18 protein-coding genes are annotated in these 18,133 nt (G+C 63.6%); 11 read left to right on the top strand and 7 right to left on the bottom strand.

Features of this window, described 5'->3' with window-relative positions:
* Positions 1-40: 40 nt before the first annotated feature.
* The 3 genes from FIV05_RS28105 to FIV05_RS28115 all read right to left on the bottom strand — a co-directional run bounded on the left by FIV05_RS28105 (position 41) and on the right by FIV05_RS28115 (position 4,704).
* Positions 41-943, bottom strand: a complete 903-nt coding sequence (locus FIV05_RS28105; protein ID WP_050474495.1) for an alpha/beta hydrolase — start codon at positions 941-943, stop codon at positions 41-43.
* Between the two features lie 192 nt (positions 944-1,135).
* Positions 1,136-3,211 carry an FAD-dependent oxidoreductase gene (locus FIV05_RS28110; protein ID WP_050474494.1) on the bottom strand — a complete coding sequence of 692 codons (2,076 nt, stop codon included), beginning with the start codon at positions 3,209-3,211 and terminating at the stop codon, positions 1,136-1,138.
* Between the two features lie 8 nt (positions 3,212-3,219).
* Positions 3,220-4,704 (bottom strand): NAD-dependent succinate-semialdehyde dehydrogenase, encoded by a 1,485-nt coding sequence (locus FIV05_RS28115; protein ID WP_228866873.1) that lies wholly within the window; start codon positions 4,702-4,704, stop codon positions 3,220-3,222.
* 145 nt (positions 4,705-4,849) lie between these two features.
* On the opposite strand from FIV05_RS28115, the gene FIV05_RS28120 reads away from it, so the two are divergent.
* From FIV05_RS28120 to FIV05_RS31975, 6 genes are all read left to right on the top strand, one after another.
* Entirely contained in the window at positions 4,850-5,641 is a 792-nt protein-coding gene (locus FIV05_RS28120; protein ID WP_050474493.1) for an IclR family transcriptional regulator, read from the top strand.
* A 14-nt stretch (positions 5,642-5,655) separates the two neighbouring features.
* Entirely contained in the window at positions 5,656-6,819 is a 1,164-nt protein-coding gene (locus tag FIV05_RS28125; protein ID WP_050474492.1) for an acyl-CoA dehydrogenase family protein, read from the top strand.
* Positions 6,820-6,836: 17 nt separating this feature from the next.
* Positions 6,837-7,991 carry an iron-containing alcohol dehydrogenase gene (locus tag FIV05_RS28130; RefSeq protein WP_152508055.1) on the top strand — a complete coding sequence of 385 codons (1,155 nt, stop codon included), beginning with the start codon at positions 6,837-6,839 and terminating at the stop codon, positions 7,989-7,991.
* Positions 7,991-9,193: a CoA transferase gene (locus FIV05_RS28135; protein WP_152508036.1), complete on the top strand. Its 1,203-nt coding sequence runs from the start codon at positions 7,991-7,993 to the stop codon at positions 9,191-9,193. The genes FIV05_RS28130 and FIV05_RS28135 overlap by 1 nt, the downstream gene beginning before the upstream one ends.
* Before the next feature lie 53 nt (positions 9,194-9,246).
* Positions 9,247-10,128, top strand: coding sequence for an AraC family transcriptional regulator (locus FIV05_RS28140; protein WP_209171763.1), 882 nt, complete (start codon positions 9,247-9,249; stop codon positions 10,126-10,128).
* A 307-nt stretch (positions 10,129-10,435) separates the two neighbouring features.
* Positions 10,436-10,585, top strand: a complete 150-nt coding sequence (locus tag FIV05_RS31975) for a hypothetical protein (RefSeq protein ID WP_208982774.1) — start codon at positions 10,436-10,438, stop codon at positions 10,583-10,585.
* An 83-nt stretch (positions 10,586-10,668) separates the two neighbouring features.
* Here the strand turns inward: FIV05_RS31975 and arsA are convergent, their stop codons facing one another.
* On the bottom strand, positions 10,669-12,432 hold the full coding sequence (gene arsA / locus FIV05_RS28150) for an arsenical pump-driving ATPase (RefSeq protein WP_152508035.1): 1,764 nt from the start codon (positions 12,430-12,432) through the stop codon (positions 10,669-10,671).
* Between arsA and FIV05_RS31980 the strand changes: the two genes are divergently transcribed.
* From FIV05_RS31980 to FIV05_RS28170, 5 genes are all read left to right on the top strand, one after another.
* Complete coding sequence (locus FIV05_RS31980; protein ID WP_267479141.1) at positions 12,431-12,556, top strand: hypothetical protein; 126 nt, start codon at positions 12,431-12,433, stop codon at positions 12,554-12,556. The genes arsA and FIV05_RS31980 overlap by 2 nt on opposite strands.
* A 90-nt stretch (positions 12,557-12,646) precedes the next feature.
* Positions 12,647-13,744 (top strand): Fic family protein, encoded by a 1,098-nt coding sequence (locus FIV05_RS28155; protein ID WP_152508034.1) that lies wholly within the window; start codon positions 12,647-12,649, stop codon positions 13,742-13,744.
* 132 nt (positions 13,745-13,876) lie between these two features.
* Entirely contained in the window at positions 13,877-14,224 is a 348-nt protein-coding gene (locus FIV05_RS28160; protein ID WP_074556315.1) for a transposase, read from the top strand.
* Positions 14,221-14,568 (top strand): IS66 family insertion sequence element accessory protein TnpB, encoded by a 348-nt coding sequence (gene tnpB, locus FIV05_RS28165; protein ID WP_152508033.1) that lies wholly within the window; start codon positions 14,221-14,223, stop codon positions 14,566-14,568. Before FIV05_RS28160 ends, tnpB begins: the two co-directional genes overlap by 4 nt.
* Positions 14,569-14,627: 59 nt before the next feature.
* Positions 14,628-15,152 (top strand): IS66 family transposase zinc-finger binding domain-containing protein, encoded by a 525-nt coding sequence (locus FIV05_RS28170; RefSeq protein WP_152508032.1) that lies wholly within the window; start codon positions 14,628-14,630, stop codon positions 15,150-15,152.
* Here FIV05_RS28170 and FIV05_RS28175 read toward each other — a convergent pair.
* From FIV05_RS28175 to repC, 3 genes are all read right to left on the bottom strand, one after another.
* The gene (locus FIV05_RS28175; RefSeq protein WP_077294832.1) at positions 15,142-15,660 is read right to left on the bottom strand and encodes a thermonuclease family protein; all 519 of its coding nucleotides are present in this window, start codon (positions 15,658-15,660) and stop codon (positions 15,142-15,144) included. The two genes, FIV05_RS28170 and FIV05_RS28175, sit on opposite strands and share 11 nt — an antisense overlap.
* A 159-nt stretch (positions 15,661-15,819) precedes the next feature.
* Positions 15,820-16,356 (bottom strand): Rrf2 family transcriptional regulator, encoded by a 537-nt coding sequence (locus FIV05_RS28180; protein ID WP_077294835.1) that lies wholly within the window; start codon positions 16,354-16,356, stop codon positions 15,820-15,822.
* A 5-nt stretch (positions 16,357-16,361) separates the two neighbouring features.
* Positions 16,362-17,705 (bottom strand): plasmid replication protein RepC, encoded by a 1,344-nt coding sequence (gene repC / locus FIV05_RS28185; RefSeq protein WP_152508030.1) that lies wholly within the window; start codon positions 17,703-17,705, stop codon positions 16,362-16,364.
* Positions 17,706-18,133: the final 428 nt, after the last annotated feature.

The following is an 18,133-nucleotide window of genomic DNA, read 5'->3' on the forward strand; positions in this document are numbered from 1 at the left end:
GGGGTGCCCCGCGCCGTCGGGCGGCGCCGGGGCGGGGGGATCAGAGCGCGCGATACCAAGCGGCGATGCGCGCCAGTTCCTGATCGGCCTCGGGGGCACGGCCCGCCAGGGCCGGGAAGACGTGCTGCATGCCGGGAACCACCGAAAGTGTCACCTTCACGCCCTGAGCCTTCGCCTTGGCAGCGAGGGTTTCCGAGTCACTTTGCAGCGTCTCGGCGCCACCGCAGTTGATGTAGAGCGGCGGGAAGCCAGTGAAGTCGTTTTCCAGCGGATTGGCGAGCGGGTTGAGCGGATCAGTGGCGCCGCCGAGGAACATGCCGGCCATCGCCTCAAGGATCGGCTTGCCGACCAGCGCATCGGTCGCCGCATTGGTTTCCAGCGTCTTGCCGCGCAGCGCCATGTCCAGCCACGGCGAATAGGCAATCACGGCCCCCGGCAGGGGCAGGCCAAGGTCGCGGAACTTCAGCACCGAGGCGATGGCGAGGTTACCCCCGGCGCTGTCGCCTGCCGTCAGGATGTTCTTCGCCTCAAATCCCTTGGCCAGCAGCGCCTTGTAGGCGGCAACCGCGTCCTCGATCTGGGCGGGGAAGGGATGTTCCGGCGCACGGCGGTAGTGCAGAATGCAGGCGGTCACGCCCAGCGCCTTGGCAAGATGGCCCGCCATCTTGCGGTGGCTGTCGGCCGAACCGACGGCAAAGCCGCCGCCATGGGTGTAGACGATCACGCGCTTGGTGTCGGCACCCACGGGGAACGCCCAGATCGCCTCGACCCCGCCGACGTGGTCGCTCTTATAGGTGACGTTCTCCGGTTCCAGCGCGGGCTGGCCCCATTCATCGAACATGCTGCGCAGGTTTGCGATCGTCAGGTTGGGGTTCGCGACCATCTGGTCGGTCCAGCTCTGATAGAGCGCACGCAGTGTATCGGCTTCTTTGCTGATTGCCATTTCATCCTCCAAAGGTGGCGTTCCGGTCCGTTCCCCCTGCGTCCGATCCTCCATCGGCGCGGGGTTCGCGGCATGATCCTGATCTTTTGACGCTACACGTCGTGGCGTGGTCAGTATTGAACGTGCTTGCTTGCCGTGTTGCATCTTCTTGCTGTTTTGCGCCCTTCTGCAGTCACACGCGGGGCAAAGTTCTCAGCCGCGGCCATCGGCGGCGTTCAGGCTGTCCAGGGTCAGACCCTGTGCCGCAAGCCGCGCCAGCAGCGGCGGCACCGACCAGCCATGCGGATCGGCTGCGGCCAGCGCCCCATAGCGCGCCACCAGGGCGCTCACCCCAAGGCTGTCGGCATGATGGATCAGCCCGCCGCGCCAGCGCGGAAAGCCGTAGCCATGAACCAGCACAAGGTCGATGTCCTGAGGTCGCTCGGCGATGCCTTCCTCGAGGATCGCGCAGGCCTCGGCGATCATCGCAAGGGTGATCCGTTCGACGATCTCGTCGGCTGTGAAGTTGCGCCGGGCATTGCCCAGTCGGGTCGAGACCTTACGGATTTCCTCCGTTACAAGGGCTGACACGGCGGACTTGCCATCGGGTCCATAGTCATACCACCCCGCGCCGGTCTTGCGGCCAAGCCGCTGGTAATCCTCGACCAGCCGCTCGACCAGGGGCACGTGGCGCGGGTCTGCGGCCGCGTCCTGCCGCCTGAGATTGGCGTAAGCGATGTCAAGACCGGACAGGTCCTGCGCCGCAAAGGGACCCATCGCCATGCCGAAGCCCTGCATCGCGGCATCGACCTGGGCGGGCAGCGCGCCTTCCGCCAGTAGCAGGTTCGCTTCGCGCCGGTAGCGCGTCAGGATACGGTTGCCGATAAACCCGTCGCACACCCCCGACAGGACCGGGATCTTGCCCAAGCGCCGCGCCAGCGCGAAGGCCGCGCCCAGCGTTTCGGGCGCGGTGCGATCCCCCTTCACGATCTCCAGCAGCTTCATCACATGCGCCGGGCTGAAGAAATGCAGGCCGAGAAAGCGCGACGGGTTCAGAAGGTCATCGGCCAGCCGGTTCACGTCAAGGTAGGAGGTGTTGGTGGCCAGGATCGTCTCTGGCGGCAGGGCGGCTTCAAGTTCGGCAAAGATCGCGCGCTTGACCGCGAAATCCTCGAAGGCCGCCTCGATGGCCAGATCGGCGGGCGGCAGGTTGGCATAACCGACAACGGCGGTCAGCCGGTCCAGGATCGCCGCGCCCTCGGAGGCGGAAAGCGTGCCTCGACCGATACCATGGTCAACCAGCTTGCGCAGGTTTCCCTCGGCCCGCCCCGCCGCCGCCGCATCGCGTTCGACGACTGTCACGGAAATGCCCGCGGTCGCCAGCGCATAGGCGATGGAGGCCCCCATGTTGCCGCCGCCAACCACAATGGCAGTCGCGATGTCCCGCGCGGGCTTGGGATAGTCTCGCCCCCTATTGCCCGCCGCCCGTTCGGCAAAGAACACATGCCGCAGCGCCCGCGCCTGCGGCGAGGCGCGCAACTCCAGAAACGCCGCGCGTTCTCGCGCCAGCCCTTCGGCGAGGGGCAGACTGGCCGTTGCCGCAACCAGACTCACCGCGACTGGCGGGGCGATCTGGCCCGGCATCCGCCGCTGCGCCTGCGCCTGCATCGCCGCCACGGCCGCGTCATCGGCCAGCGGCGCGGGCCGCTGGTCCGGCCCCTGCGCCGTGGCAAGGATGGTGCCGTCCAGCGCCAGTGCCGCCGCCACCGGGTCGTCGGCAAGCTGATCGACCAGCCCCACCGACAATGCCTTGCCCGCCGCGATGGGCTTGCCGTTCACGATCATGTCCAGCGCAGCCTTGACCCCGATCAGCCGTGGAAGCCGTTGCGTGCCCCCCGCGCCCGGCACGATGCCCAGAACCACCTCGGGCAATCCCAGCTGCGCGCCGGGTGCGGCGATGCGATAGCGACAGGCCAACGCAATCTCCAGCCCGCCACCAAATGCGGCGCCATTGATCGCGGCAATGGTCGGGATGGGAAGCCGTGAGAGGTGCAAGAGCACGTCGTTCAGGTGCGGTGCAGTCGGAGGCAGACCGAACTCCTTGGCATCCGCCCCGGCGACAAAGGTCGTGCCTGCCCCGGTCACGATCAGCCGGTTCGCGCCCTGCGCTACCGCCGCGTCCATCCCGTGCAGAAGGCCCGCCCGAATTTCGGCACTCAGCAGGTTCAGCGGCGGGTTGTCTATGGTCAGGATGGCGGTGCCACCGCTCAGTGCAAGATCAACAGGCATGTCACACCTCACCGGACCGGCGCAGAATTGCGCGAGATGAACTTGGTCGACAGGTAGCCGTCAAAAGTCTCGGTCCCGCCCTCGCTTCCATAGCCGCTGTCACGCACACCTCCGAACGGCGTTTCCGGCAGTGCAAGACCGAAGTGGTTGATGCTGACCATCCCCGCCTGAAGGCCCGCCGCCGCACGATCGGCGCGGTCCAGCGCGTTGGTGAAGATATAGGAGGCAAGGCCGAAGGGCAGGCCATTGGCGCGCGCCAGTCCGTCCTCGATTTCGCGGAAGGGCGACACGACCGCGACCGGCCCGAAGGGTTCCTCGCGCATCAGGTCGATGCTGTCGTCCGGGGTGTTGACAATTGTGGGCGCGTAGAAGCTGCCGCTGTTGCCGATCCGCGTGCCACCGGTCAGCACCTCGGCGCCGTGTTCGCGCGCATCCGCAACCAGCTTTTCCATCGCCGTGACGCGGCCCGCATGACAAAGCGGCCCCATCTGCGTGCCCTCGGCCAGGCCGTCGCCGACCTTCACGGCCTCGAACGCCGTCACGAGTTCCGACAGGAACCGTTCGTGAATGCCCGCCTGCACGAAGAACCGCGTGGGCGAGATGCAGACCTGCCCGGCATTGCGCAGCTTGTTGCCCGCCAGCGCCCGCGCCGCCGCCCCGGCATCTGCATCATCGAACACCAGCACCGGCGCATGGCCTCCCAGTTCCATGGTTGCCCGCTTCATGTGTTGGCCTGCCAGCGCGGCCAGATGCTTGCCCACCTCGACCGACCCTGTGAAGGTGATCTTGCGCACGACAGGGTGCGCGATCAGCGTTTCCGAGATGAAGGCCGAATTGCCCCAGACAAGGTTCAGGCAGCCCTCGGGCAGACCCGCCTCTTGCAGGAAGCGCGCGATGGCAAGGCAGCCCGCCGGGGCCTCGGCCGGACCTTTCAGGATCATCGTGCAGCCGGACGCCAGCGCCGCCGCCACCTTGCGCACCGCCTGGCTGAGCGGGAAGTTCCAGGGCGTGATCGCCAGGCAAACCCCCACCGGTTCGCGCACCACCAGATGCTGGACCGTCGGATTGCGCGATGGCACGATGCGACCATAGATGCGGCGGCATTCCTCGGCGTGCCAGTCAACGTGGTCGGCAGACGACCGCACCTCGACAAGCGCCTCGGCCAGCGGCTTGCCTTCATCCAGCGTGATCCAGCGGGCGATCATCGCATCGTTCTGCCGCAGAAGATCGGCGAACCGGCGCAGGATTGCGCCACGATCGGTGGGCGCGCGATCCTTCCACGACGCAAAGGCCGATTCGGCGCGGCGCACTGCACGCTCCAGATCCTCGGCCGTGGCCTGTGGGATTCGGCCGATTTCTGCCCCGTTGGCGGGGTTGATGACTGCCCGGTCGCCGGCGGCTGCGGTGGCCAGCCAGTCCTTGCCGATGAGGTGGCGGATCTGCGGGTAATCCAAATCTTTCATGATGTTCACGTCCTCGATTGGCGGCGCCACCCGCTTCTTCCTTGGGGCAAGCGGGACAAGGTGGGCATTACCTGTATTCCGCTATGCGGAAAACTCTTCCGCACTATTGACGCGAACCATAGCTTTGGCTTAGACAGGATTCAAGTCGCAGCATTTGTCCTGGGGAGGGACACTCGTGAGGCCAAGGAAGGACAAACCGGAGGACGACGAACAGGACCGCGATTTCGTGGTGGCTCTCGCTCGTGGCCTTGAACTTCTGCGCGCCTTTCGCCGTGAGGGCGAGGCGCTGGGCAACCGCGATCTGGCCGAGCGCACGGCCCTGAGCAAATCCACCGTGTCGCGGCTGACCTACACGCTGCACAAGCTGGGCTACCTCAGCTACAATCCCGACACCGCCCGCTACCAGCTGGCCCCGCCGGTGCTGTCGCTGGGCTTTTCCTGCCTTGCCGGGATGCCCCTGCGACAACTCGCCAAGCCCTACATGCAGGAACTGGCCGATTACACCGGGATGCCGGTGGCCATGGCCAGCCGCGACCGGCTGTCGATGGTCTATCTGGAACGCTGCAAGGGCACCAATGCGGTGACGCTCGCGATCGAGGTCGGCGCGCATATCAAGCTGGGTACGACCGCCGTCGGCCGCGCCTGCATCGCCGCCCACCCCGAGGACGAGCGCGCCCGGATCATCGACGCCGTGCGCGAGCATGAGGGCGAGAACTGGCCGAACGTCCAGCCCGGCATCGAACAGGCGATCGAGGATTACCAGACCCGCGGCTACTGCACTTCCTTCACCGAATGGAAGCGCGACGTGAACGCGGTGGCGGTGCCGTTCATCCCGCACGACGGCTCGCCCATTGTCGCCTTCAACTGTGGCGGCCCGTCGCAAACCCTGACGCGCGACTTGATCGAAAGCGATGTCGCGCCCCGCCTGATCGACCTTGTCCGCCGCGTGGCGGCCGTAGCCCCCTGACCCCAGAGAACACCATGGCCCTAGATTCCGACACCCTCGCCCAGTTCCTCGACGCGCTCGACCGCTTCGTCAAGGAACGCCTGATCCCGAACGAGGCGCTGGTCGCCGACGAAGACGCGATCCCGCCCGCGCTCGTGCAGGAGATCCGGGACATGGGCCTTTTCGGCATGTCGATCCCGGAGGAATATGGCGGCCTTGGCCTGTCCATGTCCGAAGAAGTGCAGGCCGCCTTCGTGCTGGGCCAGACCTCGCCGGTGTTCCGCTCGCTGGTCGGCACCAACAACGGCATCGGGTCTCAGGGCATCATCATCGACGGCACGCCGGAGCAGAAGGCCAAATACCTGCCTGCGCTGGCCTCGGGCGAGATGATCGCCTCCTTCGCGCTGACCGAACCGGATGCGGGATCGGACGCAGGCAGCTTGCGCACCACCGCCCGCCGCGACGGTGACCATTTCGTGCTGAACGGGACCAAGCGCTACATCACCAACGCGCCGCGCGCCGATGTGTTTACGGTTTTCGCCCGCACCAATTCCGAAACGAAGGGCTCGTCCGGCGTCAGCGCCTTCATCGTCGAGGCCGGAACGCCGGGCCTGTCGCTGGGCCAGCCCGACAAGAAGATGGGACAGAAAGGCTCGCACACCTGCGACGTGATCCTGGAAGATGTCCGCGTTCCCGCCGCCAACATCATCGGCGGACCGGCGCGGGAAAACCAGGGCTTCAAGACCGCGATGAAGGTGCTGGACCGGGGTCGGCTGCACATCTCGGCGGTCTGCGTCGGCGCCGCCGAACGGCTTATCCGCGATGCGCTGGCCTATGCGATGGAACGCAAGCAGTTCGGTGAACCGATTGCTGAAAAGCAGCTGATCCAGGCCATGCTGGCCGACAGCCGCACCGAAGCCTTCGCGGCCCGCTGCATGATCGAGGAAACCGCCCGCCGCAAGGATGTGGGCGCGAACGTGTCCACCGATGCCGCCTGCTGCAAGATGTATGCCTCGGAAATGGTGGGCCGGGTGGCAGACCGGGCGGTGCAGATCCACGGCGGTGCGGGCTACATGGCCGAATACGCGGTCGAACGTTTCTACCGCGATGTGCGCCTGTTCCGCATCTACGAAGGCACCACCCAGATCCAGCAAGTCCTGATCGCGCGGAACATGATCCGCGACGCCGCGGCCGCCTGACCGAACCGGAGCCCATGATGAATTTCAACTTCCTCTGCACCCCCCGGATCGTCTGCCAGAGCGGCGGCCTCGCCCAGATTGGCACCCTGACGAAGGGTCTGTCGGTTGCCCGTGCCTTCGTGATCACCGACCCGGGGATCGTCGCTTGCGGCTTTGCCGCCGAAGCGGTCGCGGCCCTCAACGCCGCAGGCATCGCCGCCGAGATCTTCGACAAGGTGCAGGCCGACCCGCCCATCGCCGTCGTCGAGGCGGCGGTCGAGGCTGCCTGCGCGTTTGGTGCCGATGGAGTGATCGGCCTCGGTGGCGGCAGTTCGCTCGACACCGCAAAGGTCGTAGCCGTCGCTGTGGCCAGCGGCCAGCCGATTGCCGACATGATCGGCGTTGACCGCGTGACTGGAAGGCGTCTGCCGCTGATCCAGGTGCCGACCACGGCTGGAACCGGGTCGGAAGTTACCTGGGTATCGGTGTTGACCTCGGAGAGCCACGAGAAGAAGGCGGTTTATGCTCCGCAGCTTCTGCCCGACATCGCCCTTCTGGATGCCAAGCTCACGCTCGGGATGCCGCGTTCCATCACGGCAGCCACCGCGCTTGATGCGATGGTCCATGCCATCGAGGCCGCGACCAGCCGCACCCGCAAGAACCCGATTTCGGATGGGCTGGCCGACAAGGCGCTGGTCCTTCTGGGCCAGAACCTGCCTCGCGTGCTGGATACCCCCACCGACCTTGCGGCGCGAGAGGCGATGCTCCTGGGCGCGACGCTTGCGGGCATGGCCTTCATCAACGCCAGCGTCGGCGCGATCCACGCGCTGTCCTATCCGCTTGGCACCGGCTTTCACGTCCCCCACGGGCATGCCAACGCGCTGGTGGCAGGCCCCGTCCTGCGCTTCAACCTGCCCGTCGCCGAGGTGGAATACGCCCGCCTGTCGCGTCTCCTTCTGCCCACCCGCCATTTCAACTCCGACGCGGCGGCCGCCCTTGCCCTGATCGACGAGATGGAGCGGATGCTGAAAGCCAGCGGCCTCAAGTCCCGCCTGTCCGAGGTTGGTGTAACCGAGGCCGCCATTCCCGGCATGGCAAACGAGGTCGTGACAGGCATCAGCCGTCTGCTGGACACCAACCCGCGCGACATGTCCGCCGACGACGTGGCAGCCCTCTACCGCGAGGTGCTGTGATGCCCGGCGCGCTTGACGGCATCCGCGTCCTCGACCTCAGCCGGGTGCTGGGCGGCCCCTATTGCACCCAGACGCTGGCCGACCATGGCGCCGAGATCATCAAGGTCGAACCCCCGCAAGGTGACGAGACGCGCGGCTGGGGTCCGCCTTTCAAGGACGGGCTTTCAGCCTATTTCTCCGGCGCCAATCGCAACAAGCGATCCATCGCCATCGACATCGGCAAGCCCGAAGGGCGCAACGTGATCCTGCGCCTGCTGGAAGGCGCCGACGTTCTGGTCCACAACTTCAAGTCCGGTGCCCTGGAAAAATGGGGCCTCGGCTATGATGCGGTGCTCAAGGACCGTTTTCCCCGCCTCATCCTCTGCCACGTCACCGGCTTTGGCGCCGACGGTCCCTTGGGCGGCTTTCCCGGCTATGATGCCGTGGTGCAGGCGATGACCGGCCTGATGAGCATCAACGGCAACCCGGCGAACGGCCCGACGCGGATGGGCACGCCCATCGTGGATATCGGCACCGGGCTCATCGCCTGCAATGCGGTTCTGGCGGCCATCATCGAACGGTACCGCTCCGGGCTGGGCCAAGCCATCGAAGTGCCGCTTTACGACTGCGCCATCAGCATGATGCACCCGCAGGCCGCCAACAGCCTCATGTCGGGCAAGGTCCCGGTTGCCACCGGCAACGGACATCCCAACATCGTGCCCTACGACATGTTCGAAACCCGTACCGGCAAACTCTATCTCGCGGTCGGCAACAATGGCCAATTCGCCAAGCTCTGCGAGGTGCTCGGCCTGTCCGACGTGCCGCGCGACCCCCGCTTTGCCGACAACGCGGCCCGGCTGGCCCACCGCGCCGAGATCACGAAAATCCTGTCCGCGCGCCTTGCGGAAAGCGACGCCCAGGCGCTTGAACCCGTGCTCTTGCGCGCCGGTGTCCCGGCAGGCGTGGTGCGCAACGTGAACGAGGCGCTCGACCACCCGCACACACGGCATCGTGGAATGGTGGTGTCAGTGGGCAGCTACAAGGGCACGGGCGTTCCAGCACGTCTGTCGCGGACCCCAGGAGCAGTTCGCGCCGCCCCGCCACGGTTCGCGCAGCATAGCCGCGCCCTGCTGAAGGAGGCGGGTTTTTCGGAACGGCAGATCGACGATCTGACTCGGTCGGGCGTCGTTCTGGAAGAACAGACGGACACCGTTCAGACATGACACGAAAAGCCGGGCCGCCAACTCGGCCCGACCGCCAATAGAGGGGGAGCCAGATGCAGAAAGCACTCGTGACGCCAGACCGGATCCCCGAGTGGATTCCCGGCACCATCACGATGGACAGTTCCGGTCGGGACTGGAAGGGCATCACGATGAAAGGCTACCACTACGATCGCCAGGACGCCGCCATCCCCGCGATGCGCGATTACATGATCGTAGCCTACGACGGAAATCCGACCACCATGCGCCGAACAAGTGGCGGATCATGGCAAAGCGCGCCCGTTGGCAGGGGCAGGATCTCGCTTTTGACACGGGCAGAGCAATCCACATGGTGCTGGGCAGAATCGATCCAGGTCAGGCATATCTACATCGGTCATGACTGCCTCGAGGCCACGGCGCAGACCGTGTTTGGCCGCGACCCGCAATCCGTCGAGATAGAAGATCAGGTTTCGGCCGACGATCCGGTTCTGCTCAACTGCTTCCAGATGCTTGAAAACGAACTGCGCAACGGTGGCATGGGGCAGCGCCTGATGATCGACGCGCTGCGCAACCAAATTGCGGTGCATCTGCTTCGACGCTATGCCCGGATCCGGCTTGCCGATGATACCGGCTCCGCCTTCAGCCCGGCCCAACGCAAACGCATCATTGACCTCATCGAAGACCAGCTAAGCGAAAACATCAGTCTTGACGATCTAGCAGCTGCCGTCGGCATCAGCCCGTTTCACTTTGCGCGCCAGTTCAAGGCCGACTTCGGGATCGCCCCATACGCCTTTGTAATCCAGAAACGTGTCAGCAAGGCACAGGAGATGCTTCGGCGCGGGCGCATACCGCTGAAGTCGGTCGCGCTCGACTGCGGTTTCTCCGACCAAAGTCATCTTTGCCGGACCTTTCGGAAGATCGTGGGCGTAACACCCGCCCAGTACCAGAACGAAGCATGATTGTCGCCACGGATATCATTTGCAGCGTTGGCGCTTCTGTGAGCGCGAATGAATGCAGATCCCAACAGCCTGAACGACCGTGAGATTGCCGTCAGATTGAGAACACTGTCTGGCGATCCGGGCTTGGGCTTTACGGATCGACAGCAGCTCTGGCCACGTCCCTTGCGCTGCACGCAGCCGTTAACTGCTTCGGCACCGGCTCGCCGACCGTGACCGAGAGATAGACGCAAGCTTCGGCATCACAACGGGTGGTGTCTTGACCCTGTGCATGGCGGCGCCGCCGAGTGGCAGTTCTGTATGGGTCCGTGTGGTCGACGAGGTCTTCGAGCAGGAGATCACCGCCGACCTGCCCGCCGCGACGCAGTTCCTGTCGCCGCGGCTGTTTCTCAACACCGGCGCGACGGCCGCGGCCGTCGCCTACGACTGCGCCGGGGTCTACCTGGAAACCGATTTCTGACGGGCGCCAGGCATTCGGCAGCCAGCGTTGTTCGTGCTCCTGCGGCAGTCGGATCGGACCTCTGGACCGCCGCAAGCTATGCCTCAGCTCAGCTTTCCGAGCGCATCTATCCCGACAAGGGGCGCAGGCGAGAAAGGCAACAGATACACCCGCCGTGCCAACCCGTCTTTCACCCGGGCAATCTGCCGGGCCTCGCCCGCGATCCGGCGCAGCAGGAGCGGGTGCTGCGTGCCCGATGCCGCCATGGCGCGGTTGATCACCCAGGCGTATGGTTCGATCCTCGCGCGGCGCAGGTCCTCCTGCAGGGCGGCCGCTTCCGACACCGGTGTGGTTTCGGGCAGCGTGACCAGGATGACCCGCGTGTAGTCCGGATCCTGCAGACGCATCAGCGGTGTCGTCACCTTCCCCGGCGCATCTGGTGCCAGATGCCGCGTCATCTGCCGGTGATAGGCGCCCGTCGCATCCAGCAGAAGAAGGGTATGCCCGGTCGGCGCGGTGTCCATCACGACAAAGGCGCTCCGCGCCTCCGCCACCGTGCGGGAAAAGGCATGAAAGACCGCCACTTCCTCGGTACAGGGTGAGGCCAGATCCTCGAGCAGCAACGCCCGCCCCTGTTCATCCAGATCCCGGCCCTTGCTGGACATGATCTTGTCGACATAGCGCTTCGTCTCGGCCTCGGGGTCGATGCGGTCGACGGTGAGACCGGGCATGGTGCCATCCACCACGAAGGCGACATGCGCGGCAGGGTCCGTGGTGGTCAGGTGAACCGCGTGCCCCCGTTTGGCCAGCCCCACGGCAATGGCCGCAGCGATCGTGGTCTTGCCGACACCGCCCTTGCCCATCACCATGATCAATCCGTGCCCTGTTGCGGCCAGGCCATCCACCAGCGCGCTCAGCCCCTCGAGAGGCGGGACCTGCGCGACCGGCACGGTCGGTGCTGCGTGCTGCTCGCTCTCGGGCGCGAGAAGCGCCCGCAGGGTGTCGAGCCCGACCATGTCATAGGGCCGGAGCGGAACCTCGAACCTTGGCAAGGCCGCAAGGTCCTGCGGCATGCGGCCCACGACATCGGCCTGGTCCGCGGCCAGCCGCGCGGCGACGGGATCGGCGCCCACGGGCACTTGCAGGACGCCGTTGATCGCAAGCAGCTGGTTGGCAAGCCCCAGCTCCCGCAGTTCGGCCGAGGTGCGGGCGGCTTCGCGGATCGCGCCTGCATCCGGGCGCGTCATAAGCACGATGCTGGTCCGGCCTGCGTCCCCGAGGGCTGCGAGCGCCGCGCGGAACCGGTCTTCCTGCATCTTCAGGCCCGAATGCGGGCCAAGGCAGGAAGCGCCACGGTCGTTGTCCTTCAGAAAACCCGTCCAGGCCTTCGGCAGGCTCAGGAGCCGCAGGGTATGCCCGGTTGGTGCGGTATCGAAGATCACATGATCGAAACCCTGTCCGTCCTCCAGCAGCAGACCCACGAACTCGTCGAATGCCGCGATCTCGGTGGTGCAGGCGCCCGAAAGCTGTTCTCGGACGGTGGACCGCTCGGTCTCGGTCGAGGCAGGGCCCATCTGGTCGAGAACGCGCCGCCGGTAGTCATCCGCCGCCCGTTCCGGATCTACGTTCAGGGCGCTGAGGTTCGCCGTGCCGGGAACCGGCGTTGGCAGCGGACCAAGCGGAACGCCCAGCATCTCGTCAAGGTTGGAGGCCGGATCTGTGCTGACCAGAAGAACCCTTTTGCCGCTGTCCGCCAAGCGAAGGGCGATGGCGCAGCTGAGCGACGTCTTTCCCACCCCGCCCTTTCCGGTGAAGAATAGAAACCTTGGCGGCGACAAAAGGTTCGGCAGGATGGAATCGGCATGCATGATGGTGTCTCCGGTTGGCGGCATCATCGCCGGAAACCGCTTCGGTGCGCCAGATCAGATGAGCCGCGTCGATGTGCAGGGACGCGTCATGCGCCAAGCCCCGGTCAACGGTTGCGGAGAATAGGCTCGCTATTCTACGCATACCTTGCGGCGTTTGTTCTTGCGCTTGCGGAGAATACGACCCACAATCACCGCGCATTATGCGGAGATCGGGATGTACATCTGGGAGCAACCAGACTGGCCGAAGCTGTCTTGGAAGGATGGCAGCATTGCTGCGCCCCTGGCTACAGTCCGTCACGACCAGGGGCGACTGATCGGTCGGATGCAGGCGCTGGGCTTCAAGCTGCGCGAAGAGGCGGTCCTGCAGACGCTGACGCAGGACGTCGTCAAGACAAGCGAGATCGAGGGCGAGCAGCTGGATGCCACACAGGTGCGGTCATCCCTCGCCCGACGGCTTGGCATCGACATCGGCGCCCTGCCCCCGACCGATCGCAATGTGGAAGGCATCGTCGAGGTGATGCTGGACGCGACGCGGAACTTTCAGGCCCCGCTCACCGCCGAGCGCCTTTTCGGATGGCATGCGGCTTTGTTTCCCACCGGCCGCAGCGGCATGACGAAGATCATCGTCGGGGACTGGCGCGATGACAGTACCGGCCCGATGCAGGTTGTTTCCGGGCCATATGGCCGGGAGAAGGTTCACTACTCGGCCCCACCCGCACCGCGGGTCGCGGCGGAGATGGAAGCCTTCCTCACATGGTTCAACGCACCCCTGACCACCGACCCGGTGATCAAGGCGGCGCTAGCGCATCTGTGGTTCGTGACGATCCACCCCTTCGAGGACGGCAACGGCCGCATCGCCCGCGCCATTGCTGACCTGGCGCTTGCCCGGTCGGAGGGAAGCTCGCAGCGGTTCTACAGCATGTCCGCGCAGATCAGGGCCGATAGGAACGCCTACTACGACCAGCTCGAGCGCACCCAGAAAGGCGGCACGGACGTCACGTTGTGGATCCTGTGGTTCCTCGACTGCCTCGGCCGCGCGATTCACGGTGCCGATGGCGTCTTGGCGGCGGTCGTCGCCAAGGGGCAGTTCTGGGAGCGCGCAGCGGCACTGCCGCTGAACGAACGCCAGATCAAGGTACTGAACCGCCTGCTCGATGGGTTCGAAGGCAAGATGACCTCGTCGAATTGGGCGGTGATCGCCAAGTGCTCGCAGGATACGGCGAACCGTGACATCGCGGCTCTACTGGACCTCGGTCTGCTCCGGAAGGGCGAAGGCGGCGGGCGCAACACGCATTACGAGTTGGTGCTGTGAGGGTCGTGACGACGACTATCCGCACCGGCCATGGGGGCCTCTGCAGTAACCGTCCGGGCTGGCCGCTCTGCCGAGGTTGGTGCGTAGAGGATAGTGTCCACTATCGGATAATGGACACTATCGGGGTGGCTTGTGACGAAGCGAAGGAAGCGGCGGGTCTGGTCTGACGACGAGAAGCGGATGATCTGCGGGCAGACGCGCGTGCCCGGTGTATCGGTGAGTCAGGTTGCCCGGCGCTATGACGTGAATGCCAACCTGGTCTTTGCCTGGTTGCGCGATCCGCGGTTTGCAGATGCCGACGCGGCCGATATCGCGCGCTTTCTGCCAGTGGAGATCGTCGCGGAGGGTAAGGTGCCTGTGGCCGCACCCGTTCCCGACAACTGCATCGAGATCGAGTTGGCTGGCGGTCACCGGATGCGCATCAGCGGCAGCTACGACCCGGAATCTCTGGCCCGCCTGATCCGGGGACTGTCGGTTTGATCCCGGTTCCGGCCACTACGCGAGTCTGGCTGGCGGCCGGGGTGACGGACATGCGCAAGGGCTTCGCGGCTTTGGCAGCGCAGGCCGAGGCGGTGCTGAAGCAGGACCCCTTCACCGGGCACCTGTTTGTCTTCCGAGGTCGCCGGGGTGATCTGGTCAAGGTCATCTGGTGGGATGGCCAGGGGGCCTGCATGTTCCTGAAGCGACTGGAGAAGGGGCGGTTCGTCTGGCCCTCGGCCAAGGAGGGCAAGGTGGCGCTGTCGCCTGCACAGTTGTCGATGCTGCTGGAAGGGATCGACTGGCGAGCGCCACAGCGGACGTGGCAACCCTTGGCCGCGGGATAATCTGGCTGTCCTGCAAGAGAAGGATTCCCACGAGGAATACAGTGGGATAAACTTCTTGCATGCTCGATCAAACCCTGACCTTGCCGAAAGACCCCGAGGAGTTGCGCAGCTTCACCGCGCGGCTGCTGGCCGAGGTCAAGGCGCAGGCGGTACTGATCGAGAAGCTGCGCCATCAACTGGCTGGGCACCGGGCGCACCGGTTCGGGGCCTCGTCCGAGACGGCCGAGCAGCTTCAGCTCGCGCTCGAGACCAGCGAGATTGCCGCCGCGGCCATGACGGCGCGGATGAAGCTGCCGGACATCGAGGAGAGGGACAAGCCAAAGCGCCGCCCGATCCCGGACCACATCCCCCGGATGGAGGTCGAATTGACGCCGGGCGCAGATGCCTGTGCCGATTGCGGCGGGCGCTTGCGTCGGATCGGTGAGGATGTGACCGAGGAACTGGAATACGTCCCCGGTAGGTTTATCGTGAACCGCATCGTCCGGCCCCGGTTGACCTGCTCGTGCTGCGAACGCTTCGTGCAAGCCCCGCTCCCGTCGCGGCCCATCGAACGCGGCCGCCCCGGCTCCTTACTCATTGGGTAAATGACTTTCGATATGTGTGGCCGTCGAGTTTGAACGTGGACGACCAGATTCCGAGGGATTTTGAGCGGGCGATTTTTTCGAAAGACCCATATTCCGGGACAATCAGAGTACCTTCGGCCCTGGCGGCGATCGCCATACCTTCAGTCAACGCTTTTTTTGCGACATCGGACCCGTCCGGCAGGAAGCAGCGGCCAAGAACGGTTGCGTATCCGCCCGATCCTTCCTTGATGCAACGAATAGTGTAGCCGAGCGTGTTTTCCGTCAGCCAACCCGCGGCGACGGCTCCGCAAGGCCACGAAATTCCTTGATAGTGAGCGCGTTGGGTGAGGGCACACGCAGACACGCCAAAAAGTTTGACGGTGAGACCACTCTCCACGATCTGGAAACTGGATCCGTCGATAACGCTGACTTTTCCTTCGATGGAATCCGCCTGTGCACCGGCGGGCAGCAGCACGTTTAGGAGGAATATACCGAAGGCAATACACTTTTTGCGTGACATGAGTGCCATATGACAGCTCATTCTCTCGCAAACAAGTCTTCAGTAGATCAATTTGTGTGATGGTAGTGATTTGACTAGATGGTCAAGCAATTGAGTGCTTTAGAACGGATCTAGGCGCTATCCTACACGTAAGGTTGCGCAAGAACCCGTCGGCAAATATCGATAATACTATGACGCATCGGTAAGCGACCGATTTTCTTTGCGCCGCTTGCTGTACCGCTCAAGGTCACCGCTAACCAAACCGTTGCCGCTGATATATTTTTCTGCGGCTCTACGGGCGACTTTTACGTTCACGTCAGTTTGCAGGTCAGCCAAACAGAACTTGTCAAAAATGCGAATAAATTCGTGAAGCGCTTGCTGGTACATGGGCTGCACCGCGCAATGGCCTTTCATGTAACAATCGCAGCCTGCGGGATTGTCGCACTGCGCGAACTGCCAGCCACTTCGCTGCTCGCAAATCGAGATGACTTCCGAGACAAGAATGTCGCTGATCGGGCGAGAGAGGATGATGCCTCCGTACTTTCCGCTGCGGGTATCCAAGAGTCCGACCTTCGCCAAGCTCGACGTTGTTTCATTCACCGTCGATCGTTTGGTGTCGAGAACCTGACAGAGTTCGGGCGTCAAAACCCGGCGTTCTTTGTCCTCCTGAGCGTCGAGGTAGAGGAAGAGCCTGACGGCCAGGTCAGAATGGCTTGAAAGTCGCATCTACTTTAATTCCATGCGGCCGGCCCTTCCGGCCGATTGCCGTCCTTGGCCTTGTTCCAGTGAAAGAGCGATTTGGATAGGGCAAGCTGCCCGTTCTTCGCCTTCGTGATGATGCCGTTCAGATATGCGCCTGGAGACTGGATCAGTCCGGCTTCGTGTTTTTCGAAAATGAGGGCGACGGCGACCGCGGCCTGTTCTCGGCCGAGCGCAAGGGTTGCTGCGTTCCAAGTGGAATCCGCGATCAACAGGTGTCCTCTCATCACAGTTTCGACCGTGTTTATTATGTCCGCCCAGGTCGGAGTTTTGTCAGAAACCACCCATTCCTTAAATTGTGGGCAAAGCAAAAGCAAAGTTTTTGGATCCACGGGTCTTGCTGCAAGCTTTTCCGGTTGTTTTGGACCCGGGCGTCGCAAAGGCTCTTTCTCAGAGCCATTTTCATCGGCGGAGCCGATGTCAGAAGGGAACTGTTGTTCGGCGGGAGCCGAACGCCGTTTCGTGTACAATGAAGAATCTGTTTTCTGGACTGTACTCTGTATGAAGGTGCCGCTAGTGGGACCCATGGGTGCCATTTTTGATACCCTGGGGAACTTTTCTTCAGCGTTATCAACATCGCAGTCCCTATGGGAAAACTTCTCGCTCGCGGCGGCATAAGCGGTTTTGACGCGCTCCAACAGAGTTTCCAAGGCGTCGCACAGCTCGGCCAGCTCGTGGAGCGGAGTATTCGGCCGGCGCCGTTGAACGATCGCCTGAAGATTACGAGCGCATGTCTCCCAGGGACCAGCGATCTGATGGTCGGACGCGGTTTCGATGATGCTGGCAATCAGCCTGCGGGAAATCGTGAACTTGCGACTGTGCTCGCGGTGCTGAACGGCCCGTTGTTTGTCCCGCTCGAATAGATCCTCCAGTTCGGGCGTTTTCAGACCGAGAGGGGAGAGGTCGATACCGAAGGACGACGCCAGCACGATCTTGCCGTTCTGATCGCGCTTTCCGAAGCGCTGCCCTTTGGGACTGTCTTTGAAGCTGATCAGGCCCGCTTCGGCAAGCTTACGAAAATTGCGGCGGAGAGCGGACAGCTCGAAAGAACACTCGCAGACAAGGCGGGAATTATCGGGCCAGACGATTGGCCGGCTTGCCCCTGTCCAGTCCTGTTCCTGGCTGAAACTGAGGAGTTTGTTCATGAGTTCGATCGCCTGGGAATTGAGCCGCAGGAGATGGGTAACGCGGTTGAATGCGGTGACGGCGCGTCTTTTATCGACGGCAGTCTGAGTGCCCCATTCGTCGGCAAGCGACATGGCATCGTTTATGGCAGGCGTGATCTTTCGCAGCCCGGACGGCCTTGGCTTCGGCATAGGGAATATCCTTTTTTAGGCACGACTTTCCCGTGCGCCGAGGTGGCGTTTTGCGTTGACTGATTGTCCGGAGATCCCTATCCTCAGATCACATTTCAGAACTGATCTTCGAGTTGGCGCTCGAGGATTTTGAGGACAGAGCTTCCGTCGCTTCGGCTACGGGAGCTTTTTTCTTTTTAGGTTTGGCTCAATCTTCCTTTTGATACCATTTTTTTCGGTGTTGATTGATTCATCAAATTTCGCTCAAGCTAGTCTTGGAATCGCCTCCAATCAAGTTTGAAGAAGGTCTATCTAGCGTTTCTGCCGCTGCACAATTTTGAACGTGCCGCTCCACATTTTTGGACCTCCCGCTGCACACTTTTGAAACTCTCGCTGCACATTTTTAATTGTACTATCAGGGACTAGCGCGGATTTATCATCCTTGTAAC

It is taken from the genome of Labrenzia sp. THAF191a, from assembly GCF_009363335.1.
In the GTDB taxonomy this organism is placed as follows: domain Bacteria; phylum Pseudomonadota; class Alphaproteobacteria; order Rhizobiales; family Stappiaceae; genus Roseibium; species Roseibium algicola.

What these genes read in the sequence shown, in the direction of transcription:
- FIV05_RS28105 (WP_050474495.1), bottom strand. Translation starts at nt 943, where the DNA reads ATGGCAATCAGCAAAGAAGCCGATACACTGCGTGCGCTCTATCAGAGC.
- FIV05_RS28110 (WP_050474494.1), bottom strand. Translation starts at nt 3,211, where the DNA reads ATGCCTGTTGATCTTGCACTGAGCGGTGGCACCGCCATCCTGACCATA.
- FIV05_RS28125 (WP_050474492.1), top strand. Translation starts at nt 5,656, where the DNA reads ATGGCCCTAGATTCCGACACCCTCGCCCAGTTCCTCGACGCGCTCGAC.
- FIV05_RS28130 (WP_152508055.1), top strand. Translation starts at nt 6,837, where the DNA reads ATGAATTTCAACTTCCTCTGCACCCCCCGGATCGTCTGCCAGAGCGGC.
- FIV05_RS28135 (WP_152508036.1), top strand. Translation starts at nt 7,991, where the DNA reads ATGCCCGGCGCGCTTGACGGCATCCGCGTCCTCGACCTCAGCCGGGTG.
- FIV05_RS28140 (WP_209171763.1), top strand. Translation starts at nt 9,247, where the DNA reads ATGCAGAAAGCACTCGTGACGCCAGACCGGATCCCCGAGTGGATTCCC.
- FIV05_RS31980 (WP_267479141.1), top strand. Translation starts at nt 12,431, where the DNA reads ATGATGGTGTCTCCGGTTGGCGGCATCATCGCCGGAAACCGCTTCGGT.
- arsA (WP_152508035.1), bottom strand. Translation starts at nt 12,432, where the DNA reads ATGCATGCCGATTCCATCCTGCCGAACCTTTTGTCGCCGCCAAGGTTT.
- FIV05_RS28155 (WP_152508034.1), top strand. Translation starts at nt 12,647, where the DNA reads ATGTACATCTGGGAGCAACCAGACTGGCCGAAGCTGTCTTGGAAGGAT.
- FIV05_RS28170 (WP_152508032.1), top strand. Translation starts at nt 14,628, where the DNA reads ATGCTCGATCAAACCCTGACCTTGCCGAAAGACCCCGAGGAGTTGCGC.
- FIV05_RS28175 (WP_077294832.1), bottom strand. Translation starts at nt 15,660, where the DNA reads ATGGCACTCATGTCACGCAAAAAGTGTATTGCCTTCGGTATATTCCTC.
- FIV05_RS28180 (WP_077294835.1), bottom strand. Translation starts at nt 16,356, where the DNA reads ATGCGACTTTCAAGCCATTCTGACCTGGCCGTCAGGCTCTTCCTCTAC.
- repC (WP_152508030.1), bottom strand. Translation starts at nt 17,705, where the DNA reads ATGCCGAAGCCAAGGCCGTCCGGGCTGCGAAAGATCACGCCTGCCATA.